Genomic DNA, 19,166 nt, shown 5'->3' on the forward strand with positions numbered 1-19,166 from the left:
GACCTCGCAATACTCGTGGATGAACATTGAATACTCTCGGATAAGCAATAAAAACTCTCAAAAATGGATGCTACTCTCGGATGACCTCGCAATACTCGTGGATGAACGTTGAATACTCTCGGATAAGCCAAGAATACTCTCGTAAAGTCGATGTTCCTATATCTGACTTTGTTTACTAATGAAGAAAAACATAATTACTATCCCCCTTTATTAAGCTATCTACACCAATCCCATCTGCTTTAATTCTTCATCCAAGTAAGGAGCCTTACAATTTGAATTGGTTCGCTCCAAACTATAATAGAACTTAAGAAAAATAACGCGACAACGGATAAAAACTTTGCATTTCCTTTTTCACTTTTAAATATGGCTCCGAAACAAAATAACGAGCCAACAATTAGTAATCCAAATCCTGATGCCATTAGCGGCTCAAAAAATTCTGGAAACATATACGAGGACCCAAAAAACAAAACACCAAATACTGCAAATACGAAAGACCAAAAACTAAAACTTATCATTATAGCACCTCCATTTAACTTATTTTACCAAATACCCTTAAGATTTGAGAAGAAATTGAATAAAATTGTAGCTTAAACAATTAGATGAACCTACACCATAAACTGATTCTTCCTTCCACAATATAAAAAGAAAAGACCTTACTCGATACCGAATAAGGTCTTACAAGGAACTACGCTTTAATTCGACCAATCTTTATGGTGAAAAAGTGTTATTACATCTAGAGTGTCTCCGATTCCAGTTTAAATCCTTCCACCATCACTTCTTCATCGACCTCTAACAAGAGACACCGTTTTCCCTCGAATGTGATATATTTTACATATTTCAAGTCTTTTGGATTGATCGTGACGTCGGCCAGCTTTGTATTGATTTTAATTGTTTTTGGTACTAAGTTGCTTGCTTTGAATTCATATTTTTCATCATCTATTATCGCTTTAAAGGCATGTTCCACTTTAGCCGGTTCTACATTTTCGACCCCGCTGACCGTTAAGATTCTTTCAATATCCCGAGTATCCAACGTAGGAATTTCACTTTCTTCCTTTTCTGCATTCTCTTGGATCATCTTATCGATTTCTTCATAAACATTGGAAATGACCCGAGGTTCAACTTCGTCTCCCATCACTTCCTTTAAGATAAAATCGAAGCAATCCTTATCATCCTGAGCAGTCATAATTTCTTCACTATTTAGAACCTCTTCAATAAATCTCACATCCGGTTCATTGGCTTTTCCGGCACAATAAAGAATATGGTTTACATCTGCAGCATTATCATTAAACGTTGGGAACAGAAAACCTGACATAGGAGACTCTAAATTTATTATAGGATCCACAACATGATAGGACTTATATTCTTTTTCGATATAGTCAAACATCAAGGCTTTTTTCGGGTGATCGGTTTTATTAAGGCTGCAAAGGATAAATTCATTGGAATAAACTGCATCATCCCCACCTTCTTCTGATTCAGGATTCCGCTTCTTGGTAGGCTTTCGGTATTCTCCCCGGATAAATGTTACCACCATATCAAAGTCATATGTACCTTGAGCCAGCATTTTCCCAACGATTTCCACCATGTTATCTTGCCAATCTTCCGAGTCCGCTTGTAATCCTTCGAAAAGGATCGATTGTGTACTGTATTCCACATCCCGCTGGAATTTCAATTCAAACAATTTAGCATCAAGATTACCTGTTAAAACCTTTTTAAAGTTGGCTAAAAACAATTCTTGTGCTTCCTGTTCCAACATTTGAAACGGCTGACAAACTTGATGGTAAATCTCGCCCGATTCTTTCTGAACATACACATTGAAGATTTCACGGATGTTCATACGATAATTATCTAATTTAAATTGCTTTCGGATATTCGCGATGTCTTTTTTATTCATATATCTCATCTCCCATTCCTGATTATACTGTTCAAACAAGAAAATAGTAATACTTGATATTATTTCTACATTATTAGCAGATAAGCAGTAAGTTTGGACCATCCCATTTTAATAATAAATAATTCCCTACTTACTTTTAATATTTGGCAATGTTGAGCTTGGCTGTTGATTAACATATCCTAACAATTTTTAACGTCTAAGAACAATTAATTAATATTTAGGTCAATAAAAAAAGCCGCCATTGGCAGCTAGATCGTTTAAAAGCCTGAGATTCCGTATTTAATTTGCCCATTGCTTCAGAACTTGTTCTTTTGCTATACGATGAACTTCTTCTTCTGTTTGGTTTTTATCCGCAATTACATTTGTTTGATAAACTTTACCGTTATGTGTTACATAAATTGTATACTTGTACATGTTTTCGACCCCTTTATATCTTTCAAGTAATTTGTTCATAATCACATTTTGTTTTCTAACTTTTTTTTATTTTACAAATAAAACGAAAGTGATGAAAGCAAAAAAAAAGGTCAAGATTTGACAAACTTTCAACTTAACAAAAATGAAGATACTCACTAGCCGACGATAAGAAGTCATAAAGTCAATAAAATCAACAACCTTATTATGATTCTAATCGCTTATATATTACTGGTTCATTACTAAAAATGCTGAAACTTGTCGAAATAAAATTGCATTGTCCTAAAACCTTTGTCTTAATGGAGTTAACTTTTGTATACTTTAAACTAGAATAGTTATTGGTTTTTTGGATGTTTGTTTGGCGAATTTCCCATGTTCCATAACCAAGGAGTGATAATGTGATAAATCATGTGAGAGAAAAATTGGAAACTGCCCTTGAAGATTGGGAGTTGATGAAAAAAGCTTCTGAAGATGAAAGTGAAGAATGCGCCGAACGATTCGAGATGCATTTTTATGAGTTTATTGACCAATTAAAGATTTGGTATCAGCATTTAGATCAACCTCCATCAACGATCGAAGAGGCAGAAGATCTTATCGAAATCAGGGAAATTATTAAACTCTTACCTGCCCCGCTAGAACTCAACTTTTTAACAGAACTTGAGCTAATCATTGAAGGAGAAGATCGAGTTCGCTATGATTAATTTTGACCTAGGGACATGGGGTACATCTAACATGCCACCTTTCCCCGTTCCATTCAAAAAAGCCAATCTAGTTAAGATTGACTTTTTTTGATTCATTTTGAAACATTCACTTTTTTTGTTGCACTTACTTTTCCTTTTGCATCTTTTGCATTCACATATAATTTTGTACCTGCCCGCTGTTGCGGAATATTTACTTTATAAGCCCCATAATCATTGGCTTTTGCTGTATATTTCTTTGATCCAATTTTAACCGTTACTTTCGCATGTTTCTCTGTTTTTCCCGTCACTTTCTTAGAAGAGTATTTGACCGTATTCACAGTTGGCCGGTTTGGCGCAACCCGTTTGACCGTAATCTTCCTTACATCCCCTACATTATTTGCACGGTCTTTTGCTTTTACGGATATTACAGTTCCTGTGTTCTGCACGGGAAATACTACCTTATATTTTCCGTACCGATCCGCTTTTGCACTATACGTTTTCTTTGCAATTTTCACATACACCTTTGCATATGCTTCCGTTTTACCGGAGATGATAGCTGCCTTATTTGTTATTTTATTCACGATTGGAACTGCTGGTGGTGTTTTATCAATTACTTTGATTGTTGTGGATAGGCTTACCTCGTTCAGGTAATCTTTATACGTTACCGTAAGTGTTTTCCCCGCCTTATGGACAGGAATAGTAATCTTATAGTACCCAGTTGCATCAGTCTTTTTTGGTTGGCCAATCCGCATTTTGCCATTCATAATTTGAATCATGACATTCGAAGGTGCTTTTCCGGATAAATCTCGATCATGATCATCTACAGGATTCACGATTGGAGCATTTAACTTTTTACTGATATATACAGAAGGAATATATCCTGCTAGCTTTATATCTGTACTCTTATATTTAACCGGATACCAAACAAATTGATTTTGACTAGATGAAGTTTTGTCAAAAGTAAAATGACCATCAATGATTAAAGTGGTGCCTTTTCTTAGGGTAGTACTATTACTACTAGTACTTGGTTGTGAACGTAACCTTACCCCATCCTTCGTCACAACTACCTTGTTTCCTTTTTGATAATAATATCTAGATGCATGCATTTGTGAAGTAATGGTGTATTGCTTCTTTTTAAAAATAATATTTGTATCACTGCCTGGATTATACTCAAAATCAGCACTAGTGAAAGGGAAATATGCTAAATTTATTTCATTTAAAAAGCTGTCTTGTTTAATCCTGGCAAAGACTTTTTCTTGATAAGCGTTTGGATTTCTCTTTCCATTATCCCAGTAGACCGGGCTGTTTACTGGCTTCGTACCGTTATAGGCCATTACAGGGAAATACCAATTTTCAATAACTTCCCGTCCTGCACCATATATTTTAGGCAAATCTGTACGGTTATACATGCTGTTAAGAATGTTAACGCCAACCTGGATATTATAGAAAATATCATTTTTTAGTTTTTCTTGATCATAGGCTGTTTGATTCGTAATTTGCATGATTCCAATGCCGCCATCTTGCGATTTAAATGGCTGTCCCTTACTGTCAAACTGTCTCCAATCACTTTCTGTTGCAGCAACAGCTTTTAAAACCTCAGGTGGAATTTTTGCATCTAGAGCAGCGCTGGTCAACAAGCAGTTTATGTGCTGAGTAGAGGGATTTTTATTGGGTACTATCTTCTCGTATGATGCACATTTGGAAGGCCATAACATCTCCGCAGAAGCCTCTTTATAAGACCATCCTAGAAATATTAAAGAAGTCATCAGCCCTGCTTTCAGTAGCATTGATTTCATTCTTCTCTCCTTATCATTCTTAAAATTTATAAGATTCATTTTACATGATAGATTGATATTTTTCTATTATTTGGGAGAGAGTACTTGAAAAAGTTTACGAAAGAAAAGCGATTCTCCAAATTGAAGAATCGCTCCCGTTACAGCGAAAAAAATCTTTATTATTTTTCATCTTTTTCCTTAAGTTCAACTTGATTTTTCATAGATTTGATATTTATCTATTTTTTTCTTCAACTATACCTATCCCTTTGATTGGTACATTGTTTTTAATATGATTTAAAAAACCAATTGAACCAAGAGCATATAGACAATCGTTCCCCCTGCTATTGAGAGGAGCATATTTCTCTTCCAAATGTGAAGCAGAGTAACCACTGCCACTCCAATAAGTTCAGGGAAACCATGACTTCCAGATAGTAAATGAACATTCTTAAAACAATAGATAACCAAAAGTCCAATTACCGCTGATGGAAGCACTTTGCCAAGGTACTGTATATAATTTGGTGTGGGTTTACCTGATGGGAAAACCATGAACGGAAGAAATCTGGTAAGCATTGTGCCTAAAACAACCATGGCAATGGTAATGATCTGCTGTGTTACATTCATTGTCATATGGCGCTAACCTCCACTTTCTCCATTGGTTTTCTGAGCAGGGTGAGTACACCCAAAATGGCAAACATCGCTGGGATCATAAAATTGTTTCCACCAAAAATAATAAGTGAGACAGTCGAAATCCCAAGACCTACAAGAGCACTTTGGTGCCTCTTCGCTTTCATCCATTGTTCAATGAAAATGACAACAAAGAGAGCGGTCATAACAAAATCGAGCCCTTCTGTGTTGAACTGAACAAGAGATCCAAAAATGCCGCCAATTGCGGCTCCTAAGACCCAATAGCAATGATTGAGTAATGTCACAAAGAACATAAACCAGCCCCTATCCACATTCTTCGGTATATCAACAGTACAATTAATCGAAAAAGACTCGTCGCAAAGCCCAAATATCATGTAGAGCTTTTTCTTCCCTATTCCCCTATATTTATCCAACATGGAAATGCCGTAAAATAAATGCCTTGCATTCACCATTAATGTTAGAAAAAGAGCGTTTATTGGATTGAAAGAGACAAGCAATAAATTTGCTGCAACAAACTCCATTGAGCCTGCGAATATGGTAAGACTCATCATAATTGGGTAAATGGCCTTGAAGCCCAAGGAATTCATAAAGATTCCATAAGCGATTCCCAAGAATACAAATCCTGCAAAAATAGGAACGGTATACGGAAAAGCGGTACGCAATGCACACCATAGGTCCTTCCTTTTTATCATTGAATCACATCCTGATTAACTAAATTTATTTTAATTTAGCACATTAAATCCATACAAAAAACAACATAATTGTATGGAATACAATTATCCTTATATCTAAAAAAGTACCCTCATTCTATTGAATAGAGGTACTTATAGATTTACTCTTTTGAAATAAAAGGGTTTCATTTAAAAGCTATCACAAAAGTATACTGTTCCAATTTTATAATTCCATACAAAAAATGATATGATTGTATGGAAAAAGATCGTAGAGGTGTAATATGCCAGTTAATTCTTTTGAACATTATCCAATGTCTTGGAAACCTGATAGCAAAGCGTTAAAACGTCCATTATATAAATCTCTTGCATCATTACTTGAACAGGATATAGTAAGTGGCTTTTTAGCACCTGGGACCAAGTTACCGCCACAACGAGAATTGGCAGATTTTCTTGACATCAATTTCACTACTATTACTCGTGCCTACAAAATATGTGAAGTTAAGGGGTTGATCTATGCCGTTACGGGAAGCGGAACCTTTGTAGCCCCTAATGCTGCTCGTTCCATCACTATTTCCAGGGATAAAACGGCAAACCTTATTGAGTTTGGACTTGTGTCATCTTTTGAGCAAACCAATGCAATTGTAAAAGACACGATTCAAAAAGTTGTGGACAAAAGATACTTAGAACAGCTGCTAAATTATAACGATCCGACAGGTATTCCGTATCAAAAATCGGCAGCGCTTAACTGGATGGAATCCTTCGGTATTCACACGGACCCGGAGCATATCGCTATTGTTTCTGGTGCCCAAAATGCGTTGGCCATTACCTTGGCTGCATTGTTTGAGCCTGGTAATAGAATTGCAACCGATTTATATACGTATTCAAATTTTATCGAGTTAGCAAAAATCTTCCATATACAGTTAGTCCCGATTAAAGGAGACCAGTTTGGGATGCTGCCAGATGAACTTGAAAAGCAGTGTAGCCAAACAAATATTCATGGCATTTTTCTCATGCCTTCCTGCTCTAACCCTACCACCGTTATGATTTCAGATATAAGAAAGCAAGAATTAGCTGCTGTCATCCGCAAACATCGATTAATTTTGATTGAGGATGATATGCATGCCTTTCTGACAGCTGGTATGATTCCTGATTACCAGCAGCCCATGTTCAATTTACTTCCACAACAGAGTGTTTATATTTGTGGTACCTCCAAATCAATATGTTCTGGATTAAGAGTTGCCTATATGGTCTATGGGGATGCATTGCGTGAAAAAATTTTGCGGGCGATTTTTAATATCAATGTAAAAACTTCTTCTTTAGATGCAGAGGTCATCACAGAGCTTATATTATCAGGGAAAGCTCATGAAATTGTTTCTCAAAAGAAACAGCTTGCACAAACGGCAAATGATATTTATTCGGAGTATTTCCCTTTAAAAACGACTGTTGGACATCCCCTTAGTTTTTATCGATGGCTCCCCATTCAGGGTCATAATGATGCTTTCCAATTAGAAATGCATTTGAAAGGGCAAGGGATTCGAGTCTTTCATTCTGATCGTTTTTTAAGCGGTCAGACTACCCCTGAAAAGTATTTACGGATTGCACTTTCTTCTACAAATTCATTAGATGAGTTAAAAACAGGATTAAAAATTTTAACACAGTATCTCAACTAATTTAAAGCAATGAAAATTCATGTAAAATCATCAACAGTTATGAATTAGAGAAAAGCCCCTTTTATTTTTAATAATTATAGGTAAACTATCTTTATCGTTTGACAACCGCTAAATTTGCCATTATCATCAACTCAAACTTATTGACAGGAGAAAGAAAGATGAAAATTTATGTTGATGCAGATGCTTGTCCGGTGAAAGATATCATTATTTCTGAAGGTACCAAGGCTAAAATTCCTATTATCCTTGTTACTAGCTTTTCTCATTTTTCGAATGCGGAACAACCATCAGGAGTAGAAACCATTTATGTTGATTCTGGAGCAGATGCTGCGGATTATCGGATTATGAAGTTAGTTGAAAAAGGAGATTTAATCGTTACGCAAGACTATGGTCTAGCTTCGCTAGGCTTAGCAAAAGGGTGTACCGTACTTCATCATACTGGGTATACTTATACGAATGAAAACATTGACCAATTATTACAAACACGTTATTTGAGTGCCATGGCTCGAAAAAGTGGAAAGCGCACAAAGGGGCCAAAACCATTTACAGCAGAAGATAGGGAAAAATTTAAAGAGCTTTTTATAAGAGCGATTTCACGTTAAAAAAGAACCGGTCATTTTTAAGAAAAACCTAGAAAAATAAATGGTGACAAATATTTAACCTAACCTGCCCCCGTTAGCTGGAAAATTAAAAAGCGAACTCCTTTAAAGGAGCTCGCCACAAGTTGGATCATAAAAAATGGATTTATTTAGCATAAATGACTTAACTATTGCCCGTGGGTCATTCCACATCCGTCTTTTTTGTCCCTTTACTTATATAAGGTTTTGCACTCTTTTTTTTGTTTGCACTTGCCTGCCAACGGTTCCACCCCTTCTTGTCTGTTCCTCTTCCTGTTCCGCCTTTTCCTTTAGCTTTACTCATAAGATCACCTCATTCTCATCTATTTTTCTATTAGTTCCACCAAAACACAAGCAATTCTCCTTTATATTAAAAATTCAGCAATTTTCTCACGAAACAAATGTGTTTCTAATATGCCGGCCAAATGTCCTTTTAAACTATCAAATTCATATAGTTCCACTTGTTTCTCTTGCGTTTTCATGATTTCGATCATTTCTCGATTATAAACGGTAGGCTGCAATAAATCACTGGTACAGGATACCATTAATACCTTTGCGGTGATTTTCTCCAAAGCAGTTTCCAACGATTCCTGCCCGTGTGCGATATCATGCATCATCGTTGCCCTGCACGTGTAATACCAATGACTGGCATCAACAAATGCCGAACCAGATTCAATCGCCTTTGCAACTTGTTTTTCATAAGAAGTTGGCACCTTATAATCCTGATAAGGTCCTTGCTCTTTACTATCTCTTGGATAGGTTGTTTCATAGAATTCCGGAGTAAATGCCCCTGTATTCATCATTTGAACAGCTAGATGAAGACCTTCTGTAGGTTCTTGTCCGTCCTGATAAAACCCCTCCTTCCAATTGGGATCAAGGGCAATTGCACGCATCCCCTGTTGAGTTACATTTAATGAGGTTAGAATTGGATTTTGCGGATTGGTGATTACGCCAATCATCCGTTCCACTTTTTCAGGGTAATTCACGGCCCAATGAAGCGAAATAAATCCACCGGCAGAAGCCCCCATCACGCCATATAATTTGTTGATGCCTAATTGTTTTGTTAAAAATTCATGTTGAATGCCTGCCATATCACGGTACGTGAAAGCCGGAAAATCAAGTCCCCATATTTTACCTGTCTTCGGGTTGATGGATCTTGGTCCTGTCGTAATCACATTGGGGTTTTTCACCTGGACATTGGCAAGGTTATCAGTGCTTATGACAAAAAATTTATTGGTATCTACTGCTTTTCCAGGGCCAATTAAATCATTCCAATATCCTGGATTCGGGTCCTCCGGTGTGTATTTTCCTGCGGCATGGCTTGTACCGCTAAAATAATGAGGAACTAAAATCACATTCGATTTTTCTTCATTTAATTCCCCATAGGTTTCATACCCAAGTGTAACTGGAATGCTTTTCCCATTTTCCAACGTATAGTTTTCAATCGTAAATTGTTGTTTCTTTACATAATTCATATCCATTATCCTTCGCCTCCTATGTTTCTCCCTTTTTCCGACCAAGTACGAGCTCATCATTAGATATATTCGCTTTCCCCTTTGATTGGATAACATCCGATGAAAAAAAAGTGCCTTCCCCTGGTGCTTTAAAGCGAGATGGAAGCCACCATTCCGGAATTTCTAGCTCTCTTGGTGTGGAGTAACCTTCCATTAAGTGCTACAATACTCTTGAAATGGTAAATTTACAATTTACTAGGAGTTCATACCAGTATAACGATATATTCAAAGAGGTGCTTAAAAATGAAAACTGCAGAGGCAGAGGTCCGTGCAATCCTGATAGCGGATAGTCCAGAAACGTTTGTTACACGCCGGATTCCTGAGGTTAATCTAGAATTTGGCGGAATACCGGGGGATCGGCACTTTGGAGTTACTTTCCCGGCGGATTCACGCCAGCCCATGTATCCTAGAGGTACAGAAATCCTCAATCGCCGTCAGATTACCATTTTGGCTGAAGAAGATTGCCGGCAGATTTCTGAACAATTAGGTATTGAGAAGGTGCTGCCTGAATGGCTTGGGGCAAATCTATTGTTGAGTGGATTCCCTGAGCTTACAAGTCTCACTTTGGGTTCACGAATTCTCTTCCCTAATGGTACAGGCTTGATTTGTATGGGCCAAAACCTGCCGTGCGTGTTTCCTGGCCAAATTATTCAACAGCAATATGAGGATCGTCCAAAAATAGCAACAGATTTTGTCCGTGCGGCCTTTAAGCGAAGAGGTATTGTTTGTGCAGTAGAACGACCAGGTAAGATTCGTCAAGGAGATCAGGTACAGATTCTAATTAATAACTTTTCAAATCCGATGCAATAAGAGGTTGTTATTCGACTTATTGGCAACCATGCGCCCAGACCACGATAAATTTACCTCAATAATGTAAATATTTTTAAGCCTCTAACGAATAGACTAGAGGCTTTTTCTATTTTTAATTAGTATTCCTATATATGCCAAATCTGAAGTTCTTAAGTTAATTTAATCAAACACTCACCAAGAACCTTATTATCCCATATCAGTGAAAGCTGATCTCCGTCCGAAACTTGTCCAACCCCTTCTGGTGTTCCGGTAAAGATGATGTCCCCTTCCCCCAATCCGAAGTTCTGGGCTGTAAAATCTAAGATCGTTTGCAAATCAAAAAGCATATTTTTTATATTTCCTTGCTGAACCTTCTCCCCATTTTTCATCAGGATGAAATCCGCTTTCTCTACTTTTTCAAGCCCAGGAAAATCAATGAACTCACTTACAACTGCCGATTCTGGAAACCCCTTTGCAAGCAGCCATGGGTGGCCTTTCTTCTTCAGTTCCGTTTGAACATCCCGTAAAGTAAGGTCAAGCCCGATTGCCATACTGTCGATCGCTTCCTCTACACCCATGCCCATCTCATATCGTTTACCAACTCTTACAACAAGCTCTGTTTCAAAATGGATAGAACCACGATTCCCTGGCAGGCGGATTTCCTGTCCTTCCGCTTCTACCAAGGCATGAGTAGGTTTTGAAAAAAGAAATGGTGAAGTTGGAACTTGATTGTTTAATTCCTTTGCATGTGCTGCGTAATTTCTTCCCACACAATAAATATTTTTAATCTCCTTCATATCCAATCCCTCTTCTTTTCCATATATTGTTTCCCATTTTATTCTACCATATTGAGCTTCTTCTGCTTTATCTAAACTTCACTTTCATATGAATTTATCTAGTTCGCCCATGTTTTCAACTTGAAACATTTAACATTATGATTCAAAATTAACTTATCGGTAAAAACTAGATTTTTAGGAGGTTATATTTTTGGAACAAGCTGTTATTACATACCTTACAAAAAACAGAGATAAGCATTTAACGGAATTAAAGGAATTTTTGGCGATTCCAAGTATCAGCTCTCTCCCTGAGCATAAAGAGGATGTTCAAAAGGCTGCAAAATGGGTGTCCAATGCCCTTCAAGAAATCGGGATGGAAAAGATTGAAATCTACGAAACAAAAGGTCACCCTGTTGTTTATGGGGAGTGGTTGAAGGCAGAAGGAAAACCAACTGTAATGATTTATGGCCACTATGATGTCCAGCCCGTTGACCCGGTTGAATTATGGGACAGCCCTCCTTTTGAAGCAGAAATCCGTGATGAGAAGATCTATGCTCGCGGGGCTAGCGATGACAAAGGCCAAGTGTTTATGCATCTCAAAGCGCTGCAAGCGATTTTTGAAACCACTGGAACCCTTCCCATCAATGTAAAATTCCTGATCGAGGGCGAAGAAGAAATAGGCAGCCCTAATCTCCCACTTTTTGTAAAAGAAAATAAGGAATTATTGTCATCCGATGTGATTGTGATTTCCGATACTAGCATGATGGAGCGCGGAAAGCCGGCCATTTGCTATGGTCTGAGAGGTTTGTGCGGTGTACAAATTGATGTTAAGGGACCAAAAAGCGATCTTCATTCAGGATTATACGGCGGCATGGTTCAAAATCCCATTCATGCTTTAGTCGAGATTGTAAAGTCCTTCCATAACGAAAAAGGACAAATCACCGTTGAAGGCTTTTACGATAAAGTTGCCGAGTTAACAGCGGATGAAAAAGCTGCCTATGCATCACTAGGGATTACGGATCAGTCATTTATTGACCAACTAGGGGTTCCGGAAATGTTTGGCGAAGAAGGTTTTACGTCATTAGAAAGAAATTGGGTTCGTCCAACGCTTGAAGTGAACGGGATTTATGGCGGGTTCCAAGGCGAAGGCATTAAAACGGTTCTTCCAGCAGAAGCGCATGCGAAAATCACTTGCCGTCTTGTTCCAGATCAGGACCCGGATGAAATTGTGGAGCTGCTGCAAAAACATATCAAAACGTATACACCGCCTGGAGTAACAGTAAATGTTTCACTTTTTGACAAAGGCCCTGCATTTGTTACACCATTTGACCATCCAGCAATTCAAGCGGCTGGAAGAGCATATGAAAAAGTCTACAATGTACCTACCTCCTATACACGTGGAGGCGGCTCGATTCCAATCGTAGCTACCTTTGATCAAATTTTGGAAAAGCCGGTTGTGTTAATGGGATTTGGACTCCCAGACGAAAATTTCCACGCTCCGAATGAACATTTCAACCTTGAGAATTTCGATAAAGGGATGGAAACCATTTGTTATTATTGGTATGAGCTGGAACAATCTTTATAAAAATGTAAAGGGCTACTCCAATTGGAATAGCCCTTTTTGATTATACTTTTTCAAATCAAACTAAGAATGCTCCTAATGCAACCATTGCCTTCTTTAAGGCTTGTTCATACGCTTTGTCTTTACCAATAATCGTTCTAAAATCAGCCATATCGCGAACCGTTGAACGTCCTTCAATTTCATAACCATTTTCAAAGATTAGTAGACAAATGGTTGATTTATCACTCATTCGATGAAATTTTTTCTCAACAATCATTTCCTCTAATTTTTTCCTTCGATCATCTTTGATACCAGCGATTCTGGAATAAGGAATGACAATATGATCATAGATATGTTTGTTTTTACAAGTAACAAATAGAAGGTCTTCCCCTTTATGCTCAACATTATTTATTTCTCCACATTTTGGGCAAATACTTTCAATCATCATAGTGTTTCTCTCCCTTAGGTTATAAATGTTTTCGGACTTTCCACTTACCCCTTTGTTTATTCACAAAGGTTCAAAAAATGGGAGTTTCTTTATGAAATTTTCCTTAGTTTATTACGGAAAGTATACACAGTCAAATTAAACTTTCTCTAATTTTTCTGACAATTCAACAATGGATGTCTTTGGTTATAAAAATCAGAAAAAAAAGACCAACGTTCCCGATGATCTTTACACTCGTTTTGCTCCAATATATCTAGCATGCCAATATGGGTTGCTTGTTTTTGTAATCATAACTCCTTTTGAAGAAGAAGCCATAATCATTTTACCGTATCCGATATAAATCGCAACATGTGTTGGTCTGCTTGCTTTTGATGGTGCGAAGAACATTAAATCGCCAGTTTTTAGTGATGAGACATGATATCCGTTTCCATAATACATTGTTGCAGCTGTACGGTTTAACGTTCTTCCTGCTTTTCCATAAGAATATTTCACAAGCCCTGAACAATCAAAACCATATGGTGACATTCCGCCCCATCGATAAGGTACTCCCATATGATTTTCTGCTACTTGAATTGCTCTGATATGATAATTATAAGATGCCGCTTCCGCTTTATCACCCATGTTGGCAAACAAAGTGCCACAAGAAGCAAGAATGACAAATGCCATGATGAATTTTTTTAGCATATTGGTTACCTCCTCGTGTGATTTGATAGTTCCAATATACTAGGAAGGTATAACAGGGACATCACAGCAAATTTACAGTTTTGTTACAAAGTTATTCTGAGATAATTTTTACTCTTTAACGTCTTCATACAACTCTTTAACACATAGGCTTCTCTCCAAGTGAATACAATGTATTATTCCTTTTCCAATAGGAGAGATGAAATGCCTGAAAATATAAACGAGCCCTTAACCATACAACAGATGATTAGCTTTATTCGGAATGGTCTTAAAAAATCGACAGTCCCCAAGAGGATTACTATTGTCGGTGCAGGGATAGCAGGACTTGTTGCCGCGTCGCTTTTGAAGGAGGCTGGGCATCACGTCACCATCCTGGAAGCAAACAGCCTTGTTGGAGGCCGTATCTATACCATCCGTGACCCTTTTAGCAATGGACTTTACTTAAACGCTGGACCCATGCGAATTCCTGATACTCATTTGTTGACTTTAGAATATATTAAAAAATTCGGTTTACCCTTAAACCTTTTTATCAACCGAACAACCACAGATATTCTTTATATAAATGGAATCCGGACACGTCTCAATATGTATGAACAAAACCCAAGTATTCTAAACTTTCCGGTTCGTCCCAATGAAAGAGGTAAAAGCGCAGAAGAGCTGTTTAATTTAGCTTTCCAGCCTATTGTTAATTTTATTAAAAAAAATCCAAAGAGAAATTGGCCTTTAATAGCAAAAGAATTTAAAAATTTCTCACTTGGCTCTTTCTTAAATTCGTACCATTATCAATACGGAACTACCTTTTCAGATGGCGCAATTGATATGATTGATGTACTCCTTGACTATGAAGCCTATATGGGAATGTCATTTCTTGAAGTTTTGCGTGAAGCATCGACCTTTAGTACCAATCGTTACTATGAGATCACTGGTGGTATGGATCTGCTCCCAGATGCATTTATTCCCCAATTAAAAGAGAATATCAGGCTCAATCAGAGGATGACAAAAATGATCCAACATAACAATCGTGTCACCATCCATTCCACCAATCAGAGCAACTTAGAAAATTCCTCTATTACGAGTGATCTTGCCATCATAACAATCCCCTTTTCCGTGTTACGATTTGTGAAGATTGAACCATTCCATTCTTTTACTTACTATAAACGCAGAGCCATTCGTGAAATCAACTATATGGCAGCAACAAAAGTTGGAATTGAATTTAAAAGTAGATTTTGGGAAAGGCATGGTCAATATGGTGGTAAATCAATAACGGATTTGCCGATTCGGTTCACCTATTACCCAAGCCAAGGGATTGGCTCAGAAGGACCTGCTGTTGTTTTGGCAAGTTATACATGGTCAGATGAAGCTTTAACATGGAATGGTTTATCAGATGAAGATCGCATTCAATATGCCTTAAAAAACCTAGCCGAAATTTTCGGTGACCAAGTCTATTCTGAATTTATAGGAGGAACTTCTTTTAGTTGGATCGATAACCCCTATTCTACAGGAGCTGTTGTGGCATTTGATCCGGGCCAGGAAAATGAATTGTTTCCTTATATCACTTTGCCCGAGGGAAGAGTTCATTTTGCAGGTGAACATACAACCCTTACCCACGGTTGGATGCAAGGAGCGATTGAATCTGGAATTAGGGTTGCGAATGAAGTGAATGACTTACCGAAATAAACCCAGGAATTCAGTCCATTCTGCCTAATTCGAACAAGAAGGACGTGTTCGGCAGTCTTCCTTAAAAAATAACCTTCATAAATTTTCTTTGTTCTTCAAAAAAAACTTATAACTTTCTTAATTTAGTCCATAATAAAATTACTTCAAGGATACCCCTAAATTCTTGAAATTGTTGTTTATCCATCCTTCACTAATGGAAGGGTGGATTTTTTATGCAAAAAAATCCCAAAAAAATTGAATAAAAGCTGCCAGAGTGCAGCTTTTATTCAAAATATACGATTAGCTTTCCTATTTAACAGTAAATGTTTTTAATTCATTAAGAGTGCCAGGAACTTTGAGAGCACCGGACTTAATTTTATCAGTCCACTCTTTTACTGCCTTTTCAATAGCAGCTTTGTTTGAAGCCTTGGCATTAATTGGAGCTAAAGCTACACCATCTTCATTTAGACCGTAAAGAATATCCTGTCCTCCAGGGAATTTGCCATCTTTTGCTTTTTGAGCAGTATCCTTTACAGCTACGTCCACACGTTTCAGTGCAGAAGTAAGAACAACATCAGGACCCATGTCGCTTTGATCACGGTCTACACCAAGTGCCCAAATTTCACTGTTTGGATTCTTTTTCTTTCGGTCTGTCGCTTCTTTAAATAAACCGTTACCAGTACCACCAGCTGCATGAAAGACCACATCTGCTCCAGAAGTATACATTTTAGATGCAATTGCTTGACCAGCCTCTGGTTTATCGAAAGCACCTGCGTATTGGACATCAACCTTTGCCGTTGGTTTTGCTGCTTTTACTCCAGCAAGAAAACCAGCTTCGAAACGTTCAATTACAGCATTTTTCATACCGCCGATAAAACCAATATGATTACTTTTTGTTGTAAGTCCTGCTGCAACTCCTGCAAGGAATGCTGCTTCCTGCTCTTTAAAAAGAATGCTAACAACGTTTGGCTCTTTCACTTCCGAATCAATAATGGCAAAATTCGTATCCTTCTGCTGCTTTGCCACTTGATCTACAGCGTTTTGCATTAAGAACCCTATACCAAATACTAAATTAAAGCCTTGGCGGGCAAGTGTCGTTAAGTTTGTCACATAATCAGCATCAGATGTGGATTGCAGATAATCATATCCACCTTTTCCTTTTTCCATGTTATTTGCTTTACCAAAGGCTTGAAGACCTTCCCAAGAAGATTGGTTGAAGGATTTATCATCCACCCCACCAACGTCCGTAACCATGCCAGCTGAGAAGCCATTCTTTTTGTTACCGCCAGTTGAGTTGTTATTCCCCTTTCCACATGCACCCAGAATGGTCCCTGCAGCTAGCAATAACGTTAATAGCAATGCCATTTTTCTCTTTATCACCTTAAAAGTCCTCCTAAAAAGTTGATGAAATACAAAAAACTAACCTGTCTTTTATAAATTAGTTTGTCAAAAAAGGACAGGTTCATTCCATAAATCTTTAATGGCACAATTTCACCTTTAAATCTTTTCCACATTATAGTTTTAATTATTGACAAAAACACATAAAGTAACTATTATAGTTACATGTAACTAGTTTAATTATATCTTAAGAATTGGAGGAAATAATGATGAAAATGCTCGTTACGGGTGCTACAGGAAAATTGGGGTCTAAGGTTGTAGAAACTCTATTGAAAACTGTACCAGCAAGTCAACTCGTTGTAAGTGTACGTAATCCCGAGAAAGCGGAAAATTTACGGGCTTGTGGAGTAGAAGTTCGCCAAGGAGATTTTGATCAGCCGGAGAGCTTAGATTCAGCTTTTGCTGGAATTGACCGCTTACTTCTTATTTCTGCCGATAAAGACAATGAAACACGAATTCGTCAGCATGCTAATGCCGTCGCTGCGGCAGAGCGTGCAGGTGTTAAATTTATTGCCTATACTAGTTTAGGAAATGCAATGGAGAGTAAAAATCTGTTCGCTCCAACTCATCAGGCAACCGAAGAAGCGATCCTGAAAACAGGTATTCCCTACTCCTTCTTGCGCAATAATTGGTACTTAGAAAATGAAATACCAAGCATTCAAGGTGTCCTTGCAGGAGCGCCATGGGTGACATCAGCCGGAAACGGCAAGGTTGGTTGGGCACCACAGCTAGATTATGCTGAAGCTGCGGCAGCAGTTCTCTCAGGTAACGGTCACGAAAATACTATTTATGAACTTTCAGGTAAAGTATTGACCCAGGAAGAACTAGTAGCTGCTCTTGGAACTGTACTAGGTAGAGAAGTACCTGTGCATCAGGTCGATGACGCCACTTATGCCGACATTATGAAGGGTGCGGGCGTACCGGAATTCCTTCTTCCACTGCTTGTAGATATTCAAAGAAGCATTCGAGAAGGCACACTAGATGTTGAAAGCAATGATTTTGAAAAACTAATCGGCCGTCCGGCAACACCAATTAACGAGGCATTAACTGAAATCGTGCATGAACTTTCTCAAACAAAATAATGAAAAACCGATCTTTCTAAGGATGAAAGATCGGTTTTTTATTGCATTACACTATTAAGGAAAGTTTGTTTTAATATGATTAACCATCCAAATCGAGAGGTCATACTTTAGAGGAGGAGGGATGAAAATGAATTCTGTTGAGGCATTTATCCAGGAAATGTTGGTCCTATATGGAATGGCAATTTTAGGGTTTATCGTTAGAAAAAAAGGAATCCTAAATGAAAATGCTAATAATGTGCTTACACAACTGATATTAAATATAACTTTACCTGCCCTCATTTTATTCTCATTAGATATTTCCTTCTCTTTTACATTATTAAAAGAATTTTTATGGCTCGTATCATTGTCAGTATATATTCTAACAGTCTGTTTTCTTGGCGATTTGGATGAGAAGATGTGCAAACCTTCCTGAGAAACAAAAAAGTGTTTATGAGGGACTCATTATTTTTGGCACCCAAGGCTTTATTGGTTACGCAGTTAGTTATGTTATATTAGGGGGGCAGGGTATTGTTTATTTAACGATGTTTAATTTATATTATTTAATTCTCATTTGGACGTATGGGGTATACTTGTTTAGTAAAAACAAGGAGCAAATCAATTGGAAAAATATCTTTTTAAATCCCGGGATTCTCTCCACAATCACTGGACTGATTATTTTTCTCCTACCCATTCGTTTGCCACATCTAATTTCTAGCGGCCTAGAGACCGTTGGCAAAATGACCATCCCCCTCTCTATGATGATGATCGGGATATTAATTGCGAATGTTAAAAGTAAAGAGATGATTTTATTTATAAAAAATATTTACCTATGGAAATCGGTGTTGATCAAACTACTCATCATTCCCATACTCCTCCTTCCTTTTGTAACACTATCCGTACCGTTCCCCCCCTACTGGTAATCGCCGTC

The 19,166-nt window shown here is 37.7% G+C and carries 21 protein-coding genes; 9 read left to right on the forward strand and 12 right to left on the reverse strand.

The genetic code is table 11. The annotated features are described in order from the left end of the window. Positions 1-239: 239 nt before the first annotated feature. The 3 genes from E2K98_RS05675 to E2K98_RS05685 all read right to left on the reverse strand — a co-directional run bounded on the left by E2K98_RS05675 (position 240) and on the right by E2K98_RS05685 (position 2,305). Positions 240-515, reverse strand: a complete 276-nt coding sequence (locus tag E2K98_RS05675) for a hypothetical protein (RefSeq protein ID WP_133333304.1) — start codon at positions 513-515, stop codon at positions 240-242. 218 nt (positions 516-733) lie between these two features. Continuing rightward, positions 734-1,891 (reverse strand): DUF4317 domain-containing protein, encoded by a 1,158-nt coding sequence (locus E2K98_RS05680; protein WP_133333305.1) that lies wholly within the window; start codon positions 1,889-1,891, stop codon positions 734-736. Between the two features lie 279 nt (positions 1,892-2,170). Beyond that, positions 2,171-2,305: a BA3454 family stress response protein gene (locus tag E2K98_RS05685; RefSeq protein ID WP_133333306.1), complete on the reverse strand. Its 135-nt coding sequence runs from the start codon at positions 2,303-2,305 to the stop codon at positions 2,171-2,173. 395 nt (positions 2,306-2,700) lie between these two features. Between E2K98_RS05685 and E2K98_RS05690 the strand changes: the two genes are divergently transcribed. Continuing rightward, positions 2,701-3,003, forward strand: coding sequence for a hypothetical protein (locus E2K98_RS05690; RefSeq protein WP_133333307.1), 303 nt, complete (start codon positions 2,701-2,703; stop codon positions 3,001-3,003). Between the two features lie 92 nt (positions 3,004-3,095). Here the strand turns inward: E2K98_RS05690 and E2K98_RS05695 are convergent, their stop codons facing one another. The 3 genes from E2K98_RS05695 to azlC form a co-directional block, all read right to left on the reverse strand. Continuing rightward, complete coding sequence (locus E2K98_RS05695; RefSeq protein ID WP_133333308.1) at positions 3,096-4,778, reverse strand: Ig-like domain-containing protein; 1,683 nt, start codon at positions 4,776-4,778, stop codon at positions 3,096-3,098. A gap of 273 nt (positions 4,779-5,051) precedes the next feature. Beyond that, positions 5,052-5,384 (reverse strand): branched-chain amino acid transporter permease, encoded by a 333-nt coding sequence (locus E2K98_RS05700; RefSeq protein WP_133333309.1) that lies wholly within the window; start codon positions 5,382-5,384, stop codon positions 5,052-5,054. After that, entirely contained in the window at positions 5,381-6,094 is a 714-nt protein-coding gene (gene azlC / locus E2K98_RS05705) for an azaleucine resistance protein AzlC (protein ID WP_133333310.1), read from the reverse strand. The genes E2K98_RS05700 and azlC overlap by 4 nt, the downstream gene beginning before the upstream one ends. A gap of 260 nt (positions 6,095-6,354) precedes the next feature. Between azlC and E2K98_RS05710 the strand changes: the two genes are divergently transcribed. Together E2K98_RS05710 and E2K98_RS05715 are read left to right on the forward strand one after the other, a co-directional pair. After that, positions 6,355-7,743, forward strand: coding sequence for an aminotransferase-like domain-containing protein (locus E2K98_RS05710; RefSeq protein ID WP_133333311.1), 1,389 nt, complete (start codon positions 6,355-6,357; stop codon positions 7,741-7,743). Between the two features lie 158 nt (positions 7,744-7,901). Further along, the gene (locus E2K98_RS05715; RefSeq protein ID WP_133333312.1) at positions 7,902-8,342 is read left to right on the forward strand and encodes a YaiI/YqxD family protein; all 441 of its coding nucleotides are present in this window, start codon (positions 7,902-7,904) and stop codon (positions 8,340-8,342) included. Between the two features lie 178 nt (positions 8,343-8,520). Here the strand turns inward: E2K98_RS05715 and E2K98_RS05720 are convergent, their stop codons facing one another. Both E2K98_RS05720 and E2K98_RS05725 read right to left on the reverse strand, forming a co-directional pair. Next, positions 8,521-8,661, reverse strand: a complete 141-nt coding sequence (locus tag E2K98_RS05720) for a DUF3934 domain-containing protein (RefSeq protein ID WP_133333313.1) — start codon at positions 8,659-8,661, stop codon at positions 8,521-8,523. Between the two features lie 61 nt (positions 8,662-8,722). Further along, positions 8,723-9,832 carry an alpha/beta fold hydrolase gene (locus E2K98_RS05725; RefSeq protein WP_133333746.1) on the reverse strand — a complete coding sequence of 370 codons (1,110 nt, stop codon included), beginning with the start codon at positions 9,830-9,832 and terminating at the stop codon, positions 8,723-8,725. A gap of 282 nt (positions 9,833-10,114) precedes the next feature. On the opposite strand from E2K98_RS05725, the gene E2K98_RS05730 reads away from it, so the two are divergent. Then, the gene (locus E2K98_RS05730; RefSeq protein ID WP_133333314.1) at positions 10,115-10,681 is read left to right on the forward strand and encodes an MOSC domain-containing protein; all 567 of its coding nucleotides are present in this window, start codon (positions 10,115-10,117) and stop codon (positions 10,679-10,681) included. Between the two features lie 149 nt (positions 10,682-10,830). Here E2K98_RS05730 and E2K98_RS05735 read toward each other — a convergent pair whose 3' ends face one another. Continuing rightward, positions 10,831-11,457, reverse strand: coding sequence for a fumarylacetoacetate hydrolase family protein (locus E2K98_RS05735; RefSeq protein WP_133333315.1), 627 nt, complete (start codon positions 11,455-11,457; stop codon positions 10,831-10,833). Positions 11,458-11,647: 190 nt separating this feature from the next. On the opposite strand from E2K98_RS05735, the gene E2K98_RS05740 reads away from it, so the two are divergent. Beyond that, positions 11,648-13,021 (forward strand): dipeptidase, encoded by a 1,374-nt coding sequence (locus tag E2K98_RS05740; protein WP_133333316.1) that lies wholly within the window; start codon positions 11,648-11,650, stop codon positions 13,019-13,021. Positions 13,022-13,076: 55 nt separating this feature from the next. Here E2K98_RS05740 and E2K98_RS05745 read toward each other — a convergent pair whose 3' ends face one another. Together E2K98_RS05745 and E2K98_RS05750 are read right to left on the reverse strand one after the other, a co-directional pair. After that, complete coding sequence (locus tag E2K98_RS05745) at positions 13,077-13,445, reverse strand: Gp49 family protein (protein ID WP_133333317.1); 369 nt, start codon at positions 13,443-13,445, stop codon at positions 13,077-13,079. 225 nt (positions 13,446-13,670) lie between these two features. Next, positions 13,671-14,126, reverse strand: coding sequence for a C40 family peptidase (locus tag E2K98_RS05750; RefSeq protein ID WP_235824726.1), 456 nt, complete (start codon positions 14,124-14,126; stop codon positions 13,671-13,673). A gap of 213 nt (positions 14,127-14,339) precedes the next feature. Here E2K98_RS05750 and E2K98_RS05755 point away from each other — a divergent pair, with 213 nt between their 5' ends. Continuing rightward, positions 14,340-15,800, forward strand: a complete 1,461-nt coding sequence (locus E2K98_RS05755; RefSeq protein WP_208025334.1) for a flavin monoamine oxidase family protein — start codon at positions 14,340-14,342, stop codon at positions 15,798-15,800. 288 nt (positions 15,801-16,088) lie between these two features. Here E2K98_RS05755 and E2K98_RS05760 read toward each other — a convergent pair whose 3' ends face one another. Beyond that, a complete protein-coding gene (locus E2K98_RS05760) occupies positions 16,089-17,159 on the reverse strand; it encodes a BMP family lipoprotein (RefSeq protein ID WP_133333319.1) in 1,071 nt (356 codons plus the stop codon). Positions 17,160-17,386: 227 nt separating this feature from the next. On the opposite strand from E2K98_RS05760, the gene E2K98_RS05765 reads away from it, so the two are divergent. From E2K98_RS05765 to E2K98_RS31585, 3 genes are all read left to right on the forward strand, one after another. Beyond that, entirely contained in the window at positions 17,387-18,259 is an 873-nt protein-coding gene (locus tag E2K98_RS05765) for an SDR family oxidoreductase (RefSeq protein ID WP_133333320.1), read from the forward strand. Between the two features lie 127 nt (positions 18,260-18,386). Beyond that, the gene (locus E2K98_RS31580; RefSeq protein ID WP_235824727.1) at positions 18,387-18,671 is read left to right on the forward strand and encodes an AEC family transporter; all 285 of its coding nucleotides are present in this window, start codon (positions 18,387-18,389) and stop codon (positions 18,669-18,671) included. Further along, complete coding sequence (locus E2K98_RS31585) at positions 18,646-19,158, forward strand: AEC family transporter (RefSeq protein ID WP_235824728.1); 513 nt, start codon at positions 18,646-18,648, stop codon at positions 19,156-19,158. The genes E2K98_RS31580 and E2K98_RS31585 overlap by 26 nt, the downstream gene beginning before the upstream one ends. Positions 19,159-19,166 lie beyond the last annotated feature (8 nt).

This window comes from Bacillus salipaludis, assembly GCF_004358205.1.

What these genes read in the sequence shown, in the direction of transcription:
- E2K98_RS05675 (WP_133333304.1), bottom strand. Translation starts at nt 515, where the DNA reads ATGATAAGTTTTAGTTTTTGGTCTTTCGTATTTGCAGTATTTGGTGTT.
- E2K98_RS05680 (WP_133333305.1), bottom strand. Translation starts at nt 1,891, where the DNA reads ATGAATAAAAAAGACATCGCGAATATCCGAAAGCAATTTAAATTAGAT.
- E2K98_RS05685 (WP_133333306.1), bottom strand. Translation starts at nt 2,305, where the DNA reads ATGTACAAGTATACAATTTATGTAACACATAACGGTAAAGTTTATCAA.
- E2K98_RS05695 (WP_133333308.1), bottom strand. Translation starts at nt 4,778, where the DNA reads ATGAAATCAATGCTACTGAAAGCAGGGCTGATGACTTCTTTAATATTT.
- E2K98_RS05700 (WP_133333309.1), bottom strand. Translation starts at nt 5,384, where the DNA reads ATGACAATGAATGTAACACAGCAGATCATTACCATTGCCATGGTTGTT.
- azlC (WP_133333310.1), bottom strand. Translation starts at nt 6,094, where the DNA reads ATGATAAAAAGGAAGGACCTATGGTGTGCATTGCGTACCGCTTTTCCG.
- E2K98_RS05710 (WP_133333311.1), top strand. Translation starts at nt 6,355, where the DNA reads ATGCCAGTTAATTCTTTTGAACATTATCCAATGTCTTGGAAACCTGAT.
- E2K98_RS05715 (WP_133333312.1), top strand. Translation starts at nt 7,902, where the DNA reads ATGAAAATTTATGTTGATGCAGATGCTTGTCCGGTGAAAGATATCATT.
- E2K98_RS05720 (WP_133333313.1), bottom strand. Translation starts at nt 8,661, where the DNA reads ATGAGTAAAGCTAAAGGAAAAGGCGGAACAGGAAGAGGAACAGACAAG.
- E2K98_RS05725 (WP_133333746.1), bottom strand. Translation starts at nt 9,832, where the DNA reads ATGAATTATGTAAAGAAACAACAATTTACGATTGAAAACTATACGTTG.
- E2K98_RS05730 (WP_133333314.1), top strand. Translation starts at nt 10,115, where the DNA reads ATGAAAACTGCAGAGGCAGAGGTCCGTGCAATCCTGATAGCGGATAGT.
- E2K98_RS05735 (WP_133333315.1), bottom strand. Translation starts at nt 11,457, where the DNA reads ATGAAGGAGATTAAAAATATTTATTGTGTGGGAAGAAATTACGCAGCA.
- E2K98_RS05745 (WP_133333317.1), bottom strand. Translation starts at nt 13,445, where the DNA reads ATGATGATTGAAAGTATTTGCCCAAAATGTGGAGAAATAAATAATGTT.
- E2K98_RS05750 (WP_235824726.1), bottom strand. Translation starts at nt 14,126, where the DNA reads ATGCTAAAAAAATTCATCATGGCATTTGTCATTCTTGCTTCTTGTGGC.
- E2K98_RS05765 (WP_133333320.1), top strand. Translation starts at nt 17,387, where the DNA reads ATGAAAATGCTCGTTACGGGTGCTACAGGAAAATTGGGGTCTAAGGTT.
- E2K98_RS31580 (WP_235824727.1), top strand. Translation starts at nt 18,387, where the DNA reads ATGAATTCTGTTGAGGCATTTATCCAGGAAATGTTGGTCCTATATGGA.
- E2K98_RS31585 (WP_235824728.1), top strand. Translation starts at nt 18,646, where the DNA reads ATGAGAAGATGTGCAAACCTTCCTGAGAAACAAAAAAGTGTTTATGAG.